18 protein-coding genes and 3 pseudogenes are annotated in these 13,312 nt (G+C 58.9%); 9 read left to right on the plus strand and 12 right to left on the minus strand.

The annotated features are described in order from the left end of the window. Positions 1-367 (minus strand): annotated as a pseudogene (locus tag EOC93_RS29050) (ATP-dependent DNA ligase); the annotation flags it as partial. A gap of 189 nt (positions 368-556) precedes the next feature. On the opposite strand from EOC93_RS29050, the gene EOC93_RS29055 reads away from it, so the two are divergent. Together EOC93_RS29055 and EOC93_RS34265 are read left to right on the plus strand one after the other, a co-directional pair. Next, complete coding sequence (locus EOC93_RS29055) at positions 557-1,036, plus strand: DUF2243 domain-containing protein (protein WP_127206318.1); 480 nt, start codon at positions 557-559, stop codon at positions 1,034-1,036. A 347-nt stretch (positions 1,037-1,383) separates the two neighbouring features. After that, positions 1,384-1,545 (plus strand): hypothetical protein, encoded by a 162-nt coding sequence (locus EOC93_RS34265; RefSeq protein WP_164759314.1) that lies wholly within the window; start codon positions 1,384-1,386, stop codon positions 1,543-1,545. A 50-nt stretch (positions 1,546-1,595) separates the two neighbouring features. Here EOC93_RS34265 and EOC93_RS29065 read toward each other — a convergent pair whose 3' ends face one another. The 3 genes from EOC93_RS29065 to EOC93_RS34270 form a co-directional block, all read right to left on the minus strand. Beyond that, positions 1,596-1,796: a hypothetical protein gene (locus EOC93_RS29065; RefSeq protein WP_127206319.1), complete on the minus strand. Its 201-nt coding sequence runs from the start codon at positions 1,794-1,796 to the stop codon at positions 1,596-1,598. A 434-nt stretch (positions 1,797-2,230) separates the two neighbouring features. Continuing rightward, a complete protein-coding gene (locus tag EOC93_RS35475; protein WP_281033165.1) occupies positions 2,231-2,365 on the minus strand; it encodes a hypothetical protein in 135 nt (44 codons plus the stop codon). A 520-nt stretch (positions 2,366-2,885) separates the two neighbouring features. Beyond that, entirely contained in the window at positions 2,886-3,053 is a 168-nt protein-coding gene (locus EOC93_RS34270) for a hypothetical protein (protein WP_164759315.1), read from the minus strand. 432 nt (positions 3,054-3,485) lie between these two features. Here EOC93_RS34270 and EOC93_RS29075 point away from each other — a divergent pair, with 432 nt between their 5' ends. Then, positions 3,486-3,677 (plus strand): DUF3606 domain-containing protein, encoded by a 192-nt coding sequence (locus EOC93_RS29075; protein WP_127206321.1) that lies wholly within the window; start codon positions 3,486-3,488, stop codon positions 3,675-3,677. Positions 3,678-3,830: 153 nt separating this feature from the next. Next, entirely contained in the window at positions 3,831-4,055 is a 225-nt protein-coding gene (locus EOC93_RS29080; protein ID WP_127206322.1) for a hypothetical protein, read from the plus strand. A gap of 835 nt (positions 4,056-4,890) precedes the next feature. Here EOC93_RS29080 and EOC93_RS29085 read toward each other — a convergent pair. Together EOC93_RS29085 and EOC93_RS29090 are read right to left on the minus strand one after the other, a co-directional pair. Beyond that, complete coding sequence (locus EOC93_RS29085; protein WP_127206323.1) at positions 4,891-5,193, minus strand: DUF1236 domain-containing protein; 303 nt, start codon at positions 5,191-5,193, stop codon at positions 4,891-4,893. 218 nt (positions 5,194-5,411) lie between these two features. Next, positions 5,412-5,573, minus strand: a complete 162-nt coding sequence (locus EOC93_RS29090) for a KTSC domain-containing protein (RefSeq protein WP_245461574.1) — start codon at positions 5,571-5,573, stop codon at positions 5,412-5,414. Between EOC93_RS29090 and EOC93_RS35105 the strand changes: the two genes are divergently transcribed. The 3 genes and pseudogenes from EOC93_RS35105 to EOC93_RS35110 all read left to right on the plus strand — a co-directional run. Then, positions 5,503-5,835, plus strand: coding sequence for a hypothetical protein (locus EOC93_RS35105; protein ID WP_245461577.1), 333 nt, complete (start codon positions 5,503-5,505; stop codon positions 5,833-5,835). The genes EOC93_RS29090 and EOC93_RS35105 overlap by 71 nt on opposite strands. A 178-nt stretch (positions 5,836-6,013) precedes the next feature. Then, on the plus strand, positions 6,014-6,568 hold the full coding sequence (locus EOC93_RS29095) for a DNA-3-methyladenine glycosylase (protein WP_127206325.1): 555 nt from the start codon (positions 6,014-6,016) through the stop codon (positions 6,566-6,568). Positions 6,569-7,050: 482 nt separating this feature from the next. Beyond that, positions 7,051-7,518, plus strand: a pseudogene (locus tag EOC93_RS35110) (YhjD/YihY/BrkB family envelope integrity protein); the annotation flags it as partial. 399 nt (positions 7,519-7,917) lie between these two features. Here the strand turns inward: EOC93_RS35110 and EOC93_RS29105 are convergent. From EOC93_RS29105 to EOC93_RS29115, 3 genes are all read right to left on the minus strand, one after another. Beyond that, positions 7,918-8,634: a Crp/Fnr family transcriptional regulator gene (locus EOC93_RS29105; protein WP_127206327.1), complete on the minus strand. Its 717-nt coding sequence runs from the start codon at positions 8,632-8,634 to the stop codon at positions 7,918-7,920. A gap of 120 nt (positions 8,635-8,754) precedes the next feature. Next, positions 8,755-8,964 (minus strand): hypothetical protein, encoded by a 210-nt coding sequence (locus EOC93_RS29110; protein WP_245461573.1) that lies wholly within the window; start codon positions 8,962-8,964, stop codon positions 8,755-8,757. A 170-nt stretch (positions 8,965-9,134) separates the two neighbouring features. Next, positions 9,135-9,374 carry a hypothetical protein gene (locus EOC93_RS29115; RefSeq protein ID WP_127206329.1) on the minus strand — a complete coding sequence of 80 codons (240 nt, stop codon included), beginning with the start codon at positions 9,372-9,374 and terminating at the stop codon, positions 9,135-9,137. Positions 9,375-9,878: 504 nt separating this feature from the next. On the opposite strand from EOC93_RS29115, the gene EOC93_RS29120 reads away from it, so the two are divergent. Together EOC93_RS29120 and EOC93_RS35480 are read left to right on the plus strand one after the other, a co-directional pair. After that, complete coding sequence (locus EOC93_RS29120) at positions 9,879-10,160, plus strand: DUF2934 domain-containing protein (protein WP_245461576.1); 282 nt, start codon at positions 9,879-9,881, stop codon at positions 10,158-10,160. A 644-nt stretch (positions 10,161-10,804) separates the two neighbouring features. Further along, complete coding sequence (locus EOC93_RS35480) at positions 10,805-10,939, plus strand: hypothetical protein (protein ID WP_281033166.1); 135 nt, start codon at positions 10,805-10,807, stop codon at positions 10,937-10,939. A 110-nt stretch (positions 10,940-11,049) separates the two neighbouring features. Here EOC93_RS35480 and EOC93_RS34275 read toward each other — a convergent pair whose 3' ends face one another. The 3 genes and pseudogenes from EOC93_RS34275 to EOC93_RS29135 form a co-directional block, all read right to left on the minus strand. Further along, positions 11,050-11,202, minus strand: a complete 153-nt coding sequence (locus EOC93_RS34275; RefSeq protein ID WP_164759316.1) for a hypothetical protein — start codon at positions 11,200-11,202, stop codon at positions 11,050-11,052. A 530-nt stretch (positions 11,203-11,732) separates the two neighbouring features. Next, positions 11,733-12,227, minus strand: a complete 495-nt coding sequence (locus EOC93_RS29130; RefSeq protein ID WP_127206330.1) for a hypothetical protein — start codon at positions 12,225-12,227, stop codon at positions 11,733-11,735. Between the two features lie 545 nt (positions 12,228-12,772). After that, positions 12,773-13,312 (minus strand): annotated as a pseudogene (locus EOC93_RS29135) (hypothetical protein); the annotation flags it as partial.

Consider the following 13,312-nt stretch of genomic DNA (forward strand, 5'->3'; position numbering starts at 1 on the left):
CGGGCCGGGATTTCCCGCCGATCCTCAAGCGCCATGTCGCGCAAGTCGTGGCCATTGAGATGCAGCAGATCGAACGCGACGAAATAGAGGTCGTGCTGGCGCCTGGTGATTGCCTTGCGCAGCGCGGCGAAATCCGAAAGGCCAGCGTCATTCAAGACGACGACTTCGCCGTCAATGATGGCATTCTCGACGTCCAGCGTTCGCGCCGCCGCAGCTAGTCGCGGTATTTGGAGGTCCAGTCGAGGCCGCGGCGGGTGAAAATCCGATCGCCGCCAGCGTCGATGATGATCTGGGAGTCATAGCCGTCGAATTTGGCTTCATGTATCCAGTCATCGCCTTGGGGCGGCTTTGCTACCAAGGTAGGCATCATCGGCGGAATGAACTCGAGCCGGCGGGCGCCGGTACTTACAATTTTACGCACTTATTCGATTCTAGGTGGCGGGCTTACATTAGCCAGAGCGAACAGAACGTGATTCCGCAGGGCTGCAGCAACAAAAGTTGGTCGTCGGCGTTGCGCTTATTCGCCCGAGGAGGAATTAACTCGTGCCAAGCCTAGATGCGAAGCCCCCCCCAGTTTCCCACGCTTGCAGGCATTCTGTTTGGCCTTGGGTTGGGCGGCTTTTTCGACGGCATCGTCTTTCATCAGCTGCTCCAGTGGCACCACATGGTAACCGCCGGCTATCCCGCCGACAGCGTCGAAGACCTACGATTCAACACGCTCCTCGACGGTCTGTTCCACGCCGCCACCTATCTGTTCGTTGTGCTTGGGCTGGTCCTGCTCTGGCGCGCCGCGCATCAATCGCACCTTTGGTGGTCGGGAAAGATGCTGGTCGGCACAGTGCTCATCGGATTTGGCTTGTTCAACCTCGTCGAAGGGCTGGTGGATCACCAGATCCTCGGCATCCACCATGTCAACGAGACCGTCCCGCGGGAGCAATGGATCTACTGGGATTTGGGTTTCCTGCTTTGGGGTGCGCTGATGTTGGTCGGCGGATGGAGGCTGTGGAGGCAGGGTAGACGTGCCTCGCCAGGCTAGTCTAGTTGCGCGGCTGGCCCGGCCGTCGATGATGGCGTCTTAAATCGAGGGCGGCGGCAGCGGCGAGGTCGCGGCAATTCGCCGTCCAGTCGAGTCCGCGGCGGGTGAAGAAGCGCACGCCGGAATCGTCGATGATCAGGCGAGCGGTAGCCGTCGAGCTTGATTTCGTGAATCCAGTCCTCGCCACCGGGTGGCGTTGCGACGAGCTTGGGCTCCATCGGCGGGATGAACTCGAGCCGGCGGGCGCCGGTACTTACAATTTTACGCACTTATAAAATTCTAGGCGACAGATATTAGCCAGAGTGAACGGAACGTGATTCCGTAGGCCCCGGCAGGGGCGTGGCCAAGTGCGCGTGCTTCTGGAAGATAGCGATCTTGTCGGGATAGGTAATCCGGATCTCGCGTCCGCATCCTTCGCACTTGTAATGGGAAACGACCTGAAACCAGCTGCCGTTCTTGATGACGGTGAAGTTGCACTGCGGGCATTGGACGGTCAGACCAACATTTGAGAGAGGGGCATTGAGCGCTTGCTTTCTTGAGTGCTTAAAGGCGGCTTTGGCTAATCCAGCGTCTCGACGACGAAGGATGCGGCAATCAAATCGTCGGCATCGATTCTGCCCTTGCCATCCTCCAGGACGGCTGCGACCTTTTGAAAGGTCTTCAGTTCCCTTTCGGTAATCCGGGCGCCGCGCATCCTCTCATTGAGGCCAGCCACGCGCATTCGCAGCGCCTGGGACGCTCCAATCTCGCGGTTCGACATGGTGATCACATTCCCTGTTGCATGAATTCCCACACTTCGGCACGGCGGGGTGTAGCCCCACCCAACCTAAGGCGGCCGCAATGGTTCCTTCATTGGGCTTCGGTCTTGTCAGGTAGGACCTGAGTCTGACCTTGGTGTCGCAAAGGACGACGACCGGGTGCAGCCCGGAACCGCGACTGCCGGCCACTCGTTGCTCGCCTCTCGAGGCGGCATCACCTCACAGCATGTCTTCGGCGACCCCGTCGAATTTCCTGAGGCCTACGCTTGGAGGCTTTTCCTTGAGAAGGCCCTGTTCAGATGCGGCCTCCTCGAATGCAGCGAACGCAGCCTGATGACTGCAATGTCCGGCCAAGCATTCCTCAACCATTCGGATTGCCTCAAGTCGGGACGGCTTGTCCATGAATGGCCATGGTTGCTGAAGCGCCGTCTCAGCCTCAGGTATCGACGCAACCAGAACCAATCTGTGATTCAGGTAAATCGTAATCGGCATAAACGCTGGCATCTTCGTCGCTCTCCAGAATTGAAGTGGCTAAACGCGAAGACATGGCGGTGGTTGCATGAACGTCCATCAGGCAGTGGTGCTTTGAACCGGCCGAGGCCGCGTTGCTCGGTCCCAGGGGCTGGACGTCCGAAGAGCCTTGATCGTTTCGGTTCCCTAACGAAGAACCCCGCGCCTCATGGAGTGAGGACCCGGGCTGATCGGAGCATCGCCCGACCGGCAGCAAATCTTGAGAGGGAACCAAGACCATGCTGCACGTCCCGAACCTTCGGCTTAAACCTATGTTCCGGCGAAGGTCGAAAAAAGGAGTGAAAGCAGGACCTATTTGCGTTGCATCTACCGACCCAACGGCAGTTTTGACGCTGAGACAAGTTCGTCCTCGTCAGTGATACCGGCCGTATAATTTGCAAGGATCCGGGACGCGAGAGCTTCACGTAGCTGTTCGGAGTCGCCCCTCCGGCTAAAAACATTCTGCGCAACTAATACGATGCAGGACATCTCGGACAACAAAAAAAGCCCGCCGCGCCTTCGGCACGGCGGGCGAGACGTCTTAGTCGTTCACCAGGGGCGATTATATCTGACAAAGCCGCCTACCGCTTGGCGGCTAGGGACTTTGCTTCCCGGAGCAGCGATGCCCAATGGAGCCCGAGGAAGAAGATCAGCTCTCGGGCCTGTTCTTCGGTAATGCCGGTTTCTTTGACCAAGCGTTGAACGACGATTTCAGGGTTGTTAGGCGCTCTATCCTGTTCGTCAGCCATAGGAGAAACTCCTTACGCTGCTAACTTCGCTATCTGGCGCTTGTTCCCAAGCGCGTGACTAAAAAAGCACCGAGCTAGCCCTTAGCCGACCACGGCCTTACGGCTGTCAACTGAAAAGCCCGCGCCTCTGGCGGAGAGCGCGGGCCCGATCGGGTTTGCGGCCAGATCTACAGCGGGCAGCGAGAGGGGCATGCCCAGTGGTCACAGACAATTTTTAGAAATCGCAAAAGTTCCATCCTAACTAGTACTTCGGAAATGCTTGCAGGAGCGCCGCCGGCTCGAGTCCATTCCGCCGATGGAACCGAAGCTGGTTTGCCAAGCCGCCGACGGATGGACTCACGAGGTCAAGTTAGGCGGCAACCACGCAGGGACGCAGAAACAAAACCGTGGTTCCGGCGTTGCCACCGATCCGAAGCTCATCAGGAGAACGACATGGCCGACGACAAGAGCAAGCGAGACTTTCGCGATCGTAACCGCGTGTCCGCCGACGAAGATTACGAAGTGGAATATTTCGCCCGCGAGAATGGCGTGACGATCGAGCAGGTCCGCGAGCTCATCAAGGCCAACGGCAACGATCGTGAAGCCCTCATAGAAGCCGCGAGGCTATTGCGGGAGCGGAAATGAGATATCGGACCAACAACGAAGGTATGGGATATCGAGGCAAGGACCACGACCGGCCGATTAAGCCGGAGGCAGAGCATTTCCAGCATTGTCCAGTGTGCGGGCAAGATTTCGACATGCGCGATCTTGGCCAGGTGCTTGTTAGGGAGAGGGCATATGGGTCTGGTTTTTACTGGCGAAGGTGGAGCCACAGAGCGATTCGAGTTGTGGCTTGAAGCCTTTGATGGAACAGAGCGTGTCCTCGTCGTGACATCGACCGAAGCGATCGAAGACTTCGGCTTGGATGCCGTCCGTGAAATGGCATCTAAAAAATACGATGCAGGGCAGTTGGACGAGATCGGCCGCGTTAGAGTTCTGACTAGCGACCTGCAAGGAAGATAGCCCGCCACCATGAGGGCAGCGTGGCTTGGCTGCCTTAGTGAAAGCCCGCGCCCCACGGAAGGGAAGGACACGGGCCGATCGGTGCATCGGGCCGATCTGCAGCCGTTCATTGGGAGGGAACAATTGCTGCACGTGCCAAACTTTCGTCTCGAGTATGTGTTCCCAAGAAGGGGAAAAAACTTGGGAAAATTAGGCGATTACAAAATATAGGAATGCTGAAGAGGCTGGCCGAGTCCGCAAAAACCTTTGGAACCGTTGCAGAAATCACGCATTACAACTGCAGCGGTCGATTCCTCGCCAGGATGTAGCCGCGAAAGTGCTCCTAATGCATAGTCCCGCTGCCGGTTCCCTCCCGCAGCGAGCTTTCATTTCGCGCTACCCAGCACGAATTCGAATTCTGCGGATCGCGCGGAGACCAGAGGCGGCGCCTCTGCAACACGAAGTCGCGTCTCAATGACTAGCTCATAGCACTATGAAATCCGCCGCGTGCCGAGTGAATACTAGTTGTTGGGTTCCTCTTCGGTTTCGCTACCAATGCAGCAGGAAGATCGGATTCAGCCTTAAGCCGCTGTTCTCGCAGCCGAGCCGTCTTTGCATCTCGAGCCACGCGCTCAACATCTATCAATGCCCGTGCAGCATCCGACGTGCGCTCCTGTCTTTCTTGTTTCTCTTTATGGGTAAATGTTTGCCTTTCACGCATTGCCTGTCCTCGATCTGACGGTACGGCGCTTTGTTGGCGACCCGAACGATTGTCGGCAGATCGTGTTCCCCCAACACAACAAAAAAAGCCCGCCGCACCTTTCGGCACGGCGGGCGTCAGTCTGAAGAGTTCGTGTCAGTCGTAGACCTTCACAATCTTGCGGGTAGATGGGTCGACCAGGACGGTTCGGCCATCGACGACTACGTAGCGGTACTGAACGTCGGGCACCTCGTAAAGCTCGACTGTGTCGGGCAGAGCTGTGCCGATGTTGAGCTCCACGCCGAGAAGGCTGACGGATGCCATCGGTTTCTTTTTCACATATTCCCGGATCACAGTGTCCTGCTCGGGTTGTATGACGATCACTTCCTGGGCGGCGGCGGCGCTGACGCCGACGAGCAGAACGACTCCTGCCGCGGCCGAGGAAAATTGCTTTTTCATATTACCTCCAAACAAACTCGGCTTTGGCGCTTCATTGCTGCCGCGACGGGTTCGCTTAGCTTGAACGGTGCGGAGCAATTGTTGTTCCACTGGCGGTGCGCGAATCCGCGTACAAAAACGCGCGCCCGCTCAAAGCGGCGAGGTACTGCATCATTATCCCCCGACTATGAGCCGTGGAAACTCGATGGATAGGTGAACCATCTTTCGCATGGACTAGGTCATCCATGATCGTTACCGGTCCCAATCAGACGGTACCGAAATCGATTCCGGATGTGCTCGTTGAAATAGCGGCCTTTCGCAAAGGCGGCTTTGAACGCGGCGAAGGTCTCCGGCGGCACGTTGTCAAACTCGTACCGCTTGTCGCTGACAACGAACCACACCGAGAGGATTCTGCTGTCGGGATCGTATGCCATTTTTCGTATCGAGGTCGATGGCATGATACGGCTCGATCAAAAGTCTTCAACGATCGCAGAGCCTGTCACGTTCCTTCGTAGTGTTGCTCGCGAGCAGCGCACGAGGATTTTCTCCGGCCACCTAACGCATCGCGGCATCGCAAGCACGGCAGGCACGGTCTTCCGGGTCTCTCTTTTCTACGCCGGCAGCGAACTTCAACCTTCCAATCGCTTCGACCGCTTGGGCTAGGCGCTGTTGAATAGCCAATTCGACCCTCATACATAGGCGATCACACCTATCCGAGTTCAGCAGGAAGCGCCGCGATGCTGATGATCGCGAGTTTGGCCCTGGTGGATCGGCCTTTTGCAGCCGGAGCGGGAATGTTCTTGTTCGCCCCACGTTTCGGCGCGAAGATCTGGTACAGGCGTTGATCACGAACCGCCAGTTCTTTGCCCGAGACGCCTGCGTTGTCGCTCGCGATATGATTGGCGCCACGCTTCTTGTGCACGGCGTGGGCGGGATCGTCGTCGAAACGGAAGCGTATCGCGCCGATGACCCAGCCTCACACAGTTTTGGCGGTCGGACTTCGCGAAACAGCGCGATGTTCGGCGTCCCGGGGAGCGCATACGTCTATCGCTCCTATGGTCTGCATTGGTGCCTGAATGCCGTCTGTCTTCCCGGAAGTGCTGTCCTTGTGCGCGCAATCGAACCGCAATCAAAGCTCGACCTGATGCGGGCCAAACGCGGCGTTGATGACCTTCGATTTCTTTGTTCGGGCCCGGGTCGCGTTTGCCAGGCGCTTGCTGTCGATGCATCTTATGACGGGCTGCCACTGGACCAGCTTCCGTTCCAGTTCAAGCAGGCGCCAGAGGCCAGAGCCAGCTCCATCTTGACGGGACGCCGGGTCGGCATCTCCGAGGCTGTCGATCTCGAGTGGCGGTTCGGACTGGCAGGCTCGTCGTACTTGAGCCGCAAGTTTTGAGTTGCCTCTGCACGGGTAATCGCCTGGGGCGTGAGTTCGGGTAATTAGCGATGTGCCGGCACCCTACGCGATACTAGGTTGGTCCGCGATTTAGCCCAGCTTCAACTGTCAGGAGGCGATGGAGCCTGGCTTTCAAGCGATGGTCGATTGCATGCTAGAGACGGATGGACGCGCCGAGAGAGGCGCAGCTCGCGATCGCCCACGCCTATCCGCGCCGGCCGGCCGCGAAATGTTAAAACGCAGTCAGCCGACTACCGCGAATGGCCGACTTGGTGGACAGCTGGCGTATTCTCATTGTTGCTCGAACAAGCCACTGAAGGTCCTAGGCAGGGCAGTGTTGCTATTGCAGGAAATCTTCGCATGGGGATGGCGCAGTGTTTCTGCAGTCGGCGGCTGTTTATTTGTGGGCGCAGGTCTGCACCTGCATCCTTTGGCGCTTTTATACGTTTGCCCCGCGAAGAAGATGCTCCGGGCCGGTAGCCATGTCGAAGAAAACAACCGACAGCGCTTACGAAGACGAGCGGCGGGCCGGACGGGAGGGCCGCGGGCGCGATGCCGAATGGCCGTCAGAGATTCCCAGCCGTGGCTGGAAGGACGTGCTGTGGCGGGTCTTTGCTGAGGTAACCGAGGACCGTGTTATGCTGATCGCGGCCGGGGCCGCATTCTATCTGCTCCTTGCCCTCTTTCCCGCGCTTGCCGCGTTCGTGTCCATCTACGGTTTTGTCGCCGATCCTCAGACCATCGCTGAGCACATTGCGTTCCTTGGCGGCGTACTGCCTTCGGGCGGTCTGGATATTATCGGATCTCAGCTTATGTCCTTGGCCGCTCAGAAGACTGGCGCGCTCAGCTTCGGCTTCATCTTCGGCCTTGCCGTCGCACTGTGGAGCGCCAGCAACGGCATCAAGACGCTATTCGAAGCCATGAACAGCAGCCGATGGGTGCGCGAGGTGCCACGGTCGCCGACACGCTGGGCGGATCGGCCGATGCCACAAACCAGCAGTTACGTTTGGACGAGCGCAAACTGTAGCGCCTTACTTTGCATCTCCCCGCAACTTCGCTTGGCGCAAATGAAGGTTTTAGATGGCCTCCATCTTTCGAACTGGCCTATGGAGGATGTGGGTTATCCTCCCCACTACGGACGACAAAGCAGGGTTCAGATGCCGCTCTCTCGGTAGCGAACCCCCAGATCATGCAAGTGCCGGTTCGCGAAGCGATTTATGCCGTGAAGAATATGATGGCGAAAGGGTTAGGCTGTGGGGAACGCTAATGCGCGATGCGTCGGTTGAATTGCCGACGACGGTGGCGCTCGTCGCTACCGCGACTTTCGCCGAAGCCGCCGATTATAGGGGCTAGTCGGTTTTCCCCAGCAACCGCTCATATTCCCGCTCCGGCTCGCTGTAGGTGCCATCGGCCAACTGGAACAGACCATCACGATCCCTGATGACGATCTCACCCCGCGTGGCTCTGATTAGGCCCCTGCCCTCAAGCTCCTGGATTGCAACCGTGACACCCGGTCGCCGCACACCGAGCATGACGGATATGAATTCGTGGGTGATTGCAAGCCGGTCGTTGCGGACGCGATCGTGGCACATCAGAAGCCAGCGAGCCAAACGTTCGTCCAACTTCGACCGTGCGTTTACCAGGGCGGTGTAGCTGGTCTGAATATAGAGGGTCTGGACATAGAGAAGCAGAAGAGCCTTCAGCGTGGTGCTCTCAGACAGAGCAGACGACAGTGCCGGGGCTGGAACTCGCAAGCCGCTTCCCGCCAGTTGCATATAGGTGTCATGTGCGGCGCGATCGCCGCCTAGGGCCACTAAGGCTCCGGTCATGCCTTCCATGCCGATCAGGCCGACCTCGGTATCCCGGCCCTTAGGCAGTTTGGCGACGACCGACGCGATGCCGTCTTCCAGGAAATACACGTGTTCGATAACGGACTTCGTCGACTCAAGCTGGGTCCGCATCGGCAGCGCTACCCGTTCCATGTTGGGTTCGAGCGATGCCAGATCGCCTGGGGAAAGTCGCCGCAATAAAGCATTTTGATAGGGAATATTGGGCTGGTTAAACATAACTCCACCCTCGGTAGGGCAAGAGCTGTCTGATCTCCCAGCCGTTCGCGCCCGTGACAACGTGCGAACGATAAGACTACATATGGGGTACTAGAGTCCCGAAGCCAATCACTTTAAGCATTAAGGGAGGGTACCGGGCATTCTGGCGGCATCCGAGAAGGGAAATCGCAACACCAATGCGTGTTTTTCGTCGCATATCTCAAAGATCGCGCCTGTCAACATTGGCTTCCCGCTGAGCAGTCCTTCCGCCAGGATCTCCTTTGCGGACGCCATCGCGTTCTCCTCAGCCTGCGCCAAATCCGCAAATTCCTGCCCCTCGAGGTCCTCCATGAGGTGCCCCTCCTCGTTCCGGATATGGAAAAAATATCTTGGCATGCCAGTCCACCTCCACGGACTATCTAGATGCATGGAGGCTCATGGATAGTGTCGGAAACGTACCAACCGGGGATATGTATGAACCGGACATTCGACGTGTCTGAGCGCTGGCGCAGGCCAGCGGGTCAGCTGACGCTGTCGGTGATTTCTGACCTGTCGAACAGCACGCCGAGACCATGCTCGACGGCACAGGCGGCGATGATGTCGTCAAGGGCTTTCCCGGACACAGGGCAATTGGGGAGGACTTCCCGTATGGCGGTTTCAGCCCTCGATGTGGAAACCACATCGTGCCGCCTTTTCCTGGTCTCCATATAGTGCTCGACCAGGGATTTCAGACGCCCTACCGCAATCTCATCTGCAAACATTGTTGTTCACTCCTGTTTGTCATGTTGCCCGGAAACAATGGCCCGTCCTGTACGAGGGCGGGCCAATCCGATCGAGTGACCGGTGATCCGAGTGAGGGACCTGGATCGCTAAAGTAAGTTCGAGCGGGATTGTTCGTTCCAAGGCGGCTACGGCTTGGTAATTCCCGTACATTGATTCCTATGCTGAGGTGCACGCCGGACCTCGCAGCCGGTCAGGTGCGTAGGAATTCAGCAAGAGAGCAGGTCGGATGGCGCGCGCGCCAGCGGTCAACAAACTTCACTGTTTCGCGCGCTCATTGCTTTGTGCTCTTTGGTCCGCACAACAAAAAGCCCGCTGATGCGTCCGCTTCGATCGGCATCGTCATGCGTTGAACCCGGTGAAGATCTGCTTTGTCCGAATCTGGGTTTGGCGCCGGATCATTCCGTCGCGCCCCGCATTGACGACAAATCTGCACGGAGGACTCAAGATGGGCGACGAACGGCACGAAAAACCCAACACCGCGCATACCAAATTGGGAACGTGAAGGCAGTACACACGGCGATCACGAGCGACACTGGCACCAGGCTAAAGCCGAAATTGATCGAGAAGCCGCACTGCCCCTTACCGCAGACGATGCTCTTCCGGAAACTCGCGAGATCGCCAGCTCAGACGCTATGACCGTCGAGGCCCTGGCAATGCGAACGGGCATAAGCGGTGACCAGGCCCAAGAACTGATCGATAGGCTTGGCAATGATCGCGCGGCCATCGAGGAAGCCGCGCGGAGCATTAAGGCGGCGGGAGGGTGACCTCAGCGCGGCAATCCTCCTGTCACATGGCTCGTATGTTCGCCGAGCCTTATCGTCTTGTAAGTAAGCCAGTTGGTGCCCCGATCGGCGCCCCAGTCCAAATGACAATGGCAACAACCAACGAAGCAGTATTGAGCCTCGACCCTTCAGCCGGTCGAACATGCGGCCCAGTAGCGCCAGCTCGGACGGGCGGACGCACCCGCTCGTTCAGCTTGTCGGTGATCGCCACGACACCCCCCCGCCCTGCCCACCGCCAGAACCTGCCCTCGCTCGATTTCAGCCAAGCCGCCTACATCTCCCCGAATGCCAGGTCGGAAGAATGGACGAGCGTCTGCAACCGGGAGCGGTCACGGCTGAGTTCTGGAGGACGAGTTCCAGGATTTCTATCCCGTCCAGACTCCAGCCGTGCCTGCTTGCCACACATAAGTTCGCCTTCGGACAGCGGCGCTTGGCCTGCCGTTCAGGAACAACAACGCCCAAACCAAGTTCGGTCGTCCAGGAGGTAACGACAATGCGCATACTGAGAACATTCTTTGGATACTTGTGGCGGTCGAATAGCAAGTCGGCGCCCGACTTTGCGCCGCCCGTCGACGCAATCGTTCGGCTGCTGAAAGAAAAGCAAAAACTCGCTACAAAGAAAGGACTTGGTCGACCAGATCAGACTGCTGGCGGCTGACCGCGCTGCGACGCAGGCGGGCGGCATCTCGTCCAACGTCCATGATCCTGCCAAGTGGATGATCGTGCTACTTGCCGACGGCACCTATAACGGCCATCCATGACTTCAACGTGGGGGTGAACGCCATGGCCGCCCGTGCCACTCGGCAGTCCTTGTGCAGAGAGCTGCTCGAACGCATGCCGAGCGGATCGAAAAACGGCTCTTGGCCAGCGGCTACCAACGCTGTTTCTCGGCATGGGCCACCGTCTCGGCGCCGATCGTCGTGCCAACTGGCGTAGTATAGGAGATGCGGAAGGGATCGAGCGGCCCCGCTGACACCACCTTCCAGATCTTGCCCTCGGCCGATGTCGGCTTCGTCGTGCTCACCAACGGCACCCCGTCGGTCCGCCGAGGCGGTCGCCGCCAGGCAACATGGACATCGTGCAGTGCCATTGTCACGGCGGCGATGGATATGTCATCGGCGATTGAAGTTGGAAACTGAGGTCGCTAGGCGGGCTCTCGTAACCTCCTCGAGCCGACTCTGCGTTCAAGGCAGATGCTCTAGACGGGCTCATCCGAACCTAGATCGGCGCTGCGGTTCCGACTGCTCGGGTGCCCATCAGTCGAACCAACCATTTGGGTAGTGTTCGGGGTCGACCTCACCGCAATTCCGGCTGCCGTGAATATGGTCTGGACGTCGCGCACCCGGAATCGGCCGGTGGCTTGCCGGCCGACCTGTCGCGCTTCGAGAACTGCTACCTTCAGGCCCGGATCCCACAAAAGATAAGACAGGCTGCGTGTAGTCCGACGATCCCTGCCCCGACGATCGCGACGTCGATCCATAGATTGGTCTGCAAGGTATCAAACGAAAGCTTCCTGCTCGCGGTCAAGCTAGAAGGGGATCGGCATTGGAGCCATCAGCCTGGCTCCTCACGAATTTCCGATATCGCCGCCGTTGGGCCGGTGGGCCGACCAAACACTTCGGTCCTTGCGGCTTCCAGCTCGCTCAGAGATCTTGAGAGGGTCGCGCCCCAGACGACATGGACAGCCAGCATCAGAAGATTTCGGTAGACGGGATGCCGCCAGGCGGGTGCAAGAATATGGGCAGCGGGAATCCATCCCAGATAGCTGAGCGCCCAGACTCCGAGGCCGTAAAGAACGCCGCTGCCACGGCGCACAGGCAAAAGCGCAAAAACGGAGCCGGTCAGGGCTCCAAAGCCGAAATGGGCGAGCAGCGTGCTCGATCGTGCGTCCTGCTCGTCACCGGCGATTAAGACACGCTCGACGATCTCGCGGGGTGGCAAAGGATAGCGCTCCCGGTTCTCCAGCAACGCGTGAAGACGCCTCATGGCGATCGTCATCGCTAGCGTGGCCGCAAGTCCCGCCAGAGCTCCTGATACGATCCGCTGCAACACCTTCTCCCGCGATGATATTGCCAAACGGCAGTCTGGCGCGATTGTTCCCGAGTACCTGCGGCGTCTTCGCCAGGCTGTCGTGGCCGATCGCGCAACATATCCCGCGCCGACGTGCTGTTTGAAATGGCCTGCGAATGCGCCCAAGCGCCGAGGAGCTTGGATAGGAGCGCCTGCGGGACGTTCTCGACGGGGCTGCCCCGCGCAAGGCGTGCTGGCAAGAAGTTTAAGAGGCGCGATACCGCGGCATCGGGCGCTTCCCGGCACTTTTGGCACGACCACCGCGGACGACGGGGCAATGTGTTGGCAATGTCTTGATCGGTCGGCGGCTCCTTGAGGCGCCATGCGCCCGGTCACAGCTTCAGCTCCGGAACTCAGCCCGGAGCCCGGGCGAAGACCCCGACACTTACCACGCCTTCTGGTCGAGGGCGATCAAATGAGAGGGGACGAGGTACTCCCGTTGGGGTCGCGCAAGCAGCGGGGTGTAAATCTGCTCGTACGAAAAGTCCGGATCGCGTTCGTTGTTGAACACCGGGAGGAACCAGCTAGCTCAAGAGGAGCATTCGCTTCGATCGACACGCCGGCAACGAGCGCGGACGAGCCACGAACGGGTCGAGCTTCGGCGCAGGCGGAAAATCGACAATATTCTGCATCTGCGCCATCATCGCTACCTGGTCGGTGCGATCGGGCAGGTTCACGCCTTTCCTGGTTGCGCTGACATGATCGCCGTTGAAATATGCAGTGCGCTGTTCGAATTCGGTGAAATCCTCGACCGAGCGCAGTGACCGTTTCGACCCATGGATCTGCTGGTTGAACAGACCGCGCAGGCTGGTCGTGTCCAGACGGAAGCGCGCGGCCTGCGGCCTGACATCGGGCGTCAGATGAAAGGCGGCGTTGGTGTTGAAATTGGCATGACAGTCGAGGCAGGTGACGCCCAGGCTTTGCGCCGCCACCTTGCGGTCCAAGAGGCAGGAAATCGGCCAGCGAACGCTGCGCCCGGCGCATGCCGGGGGTGAGCACGTGCGGGGTGCGGTTTGGCCACCGCATGCCGCCACCGGCGCCCCCGCCGACCGGTGAGCCCATTG

This window comes from Mesorhizobium sp. M6A.T.Ce.TU.002.03.1.1 (genome assembly GCF_003997275.1).
Lineage (GTDB): Bacteria > Pseudomonadota > Alphaproteobacteria > Rhizobiales > Rhizobiaceae > Mesorhizobium > Mesorhizobium mediterraneum.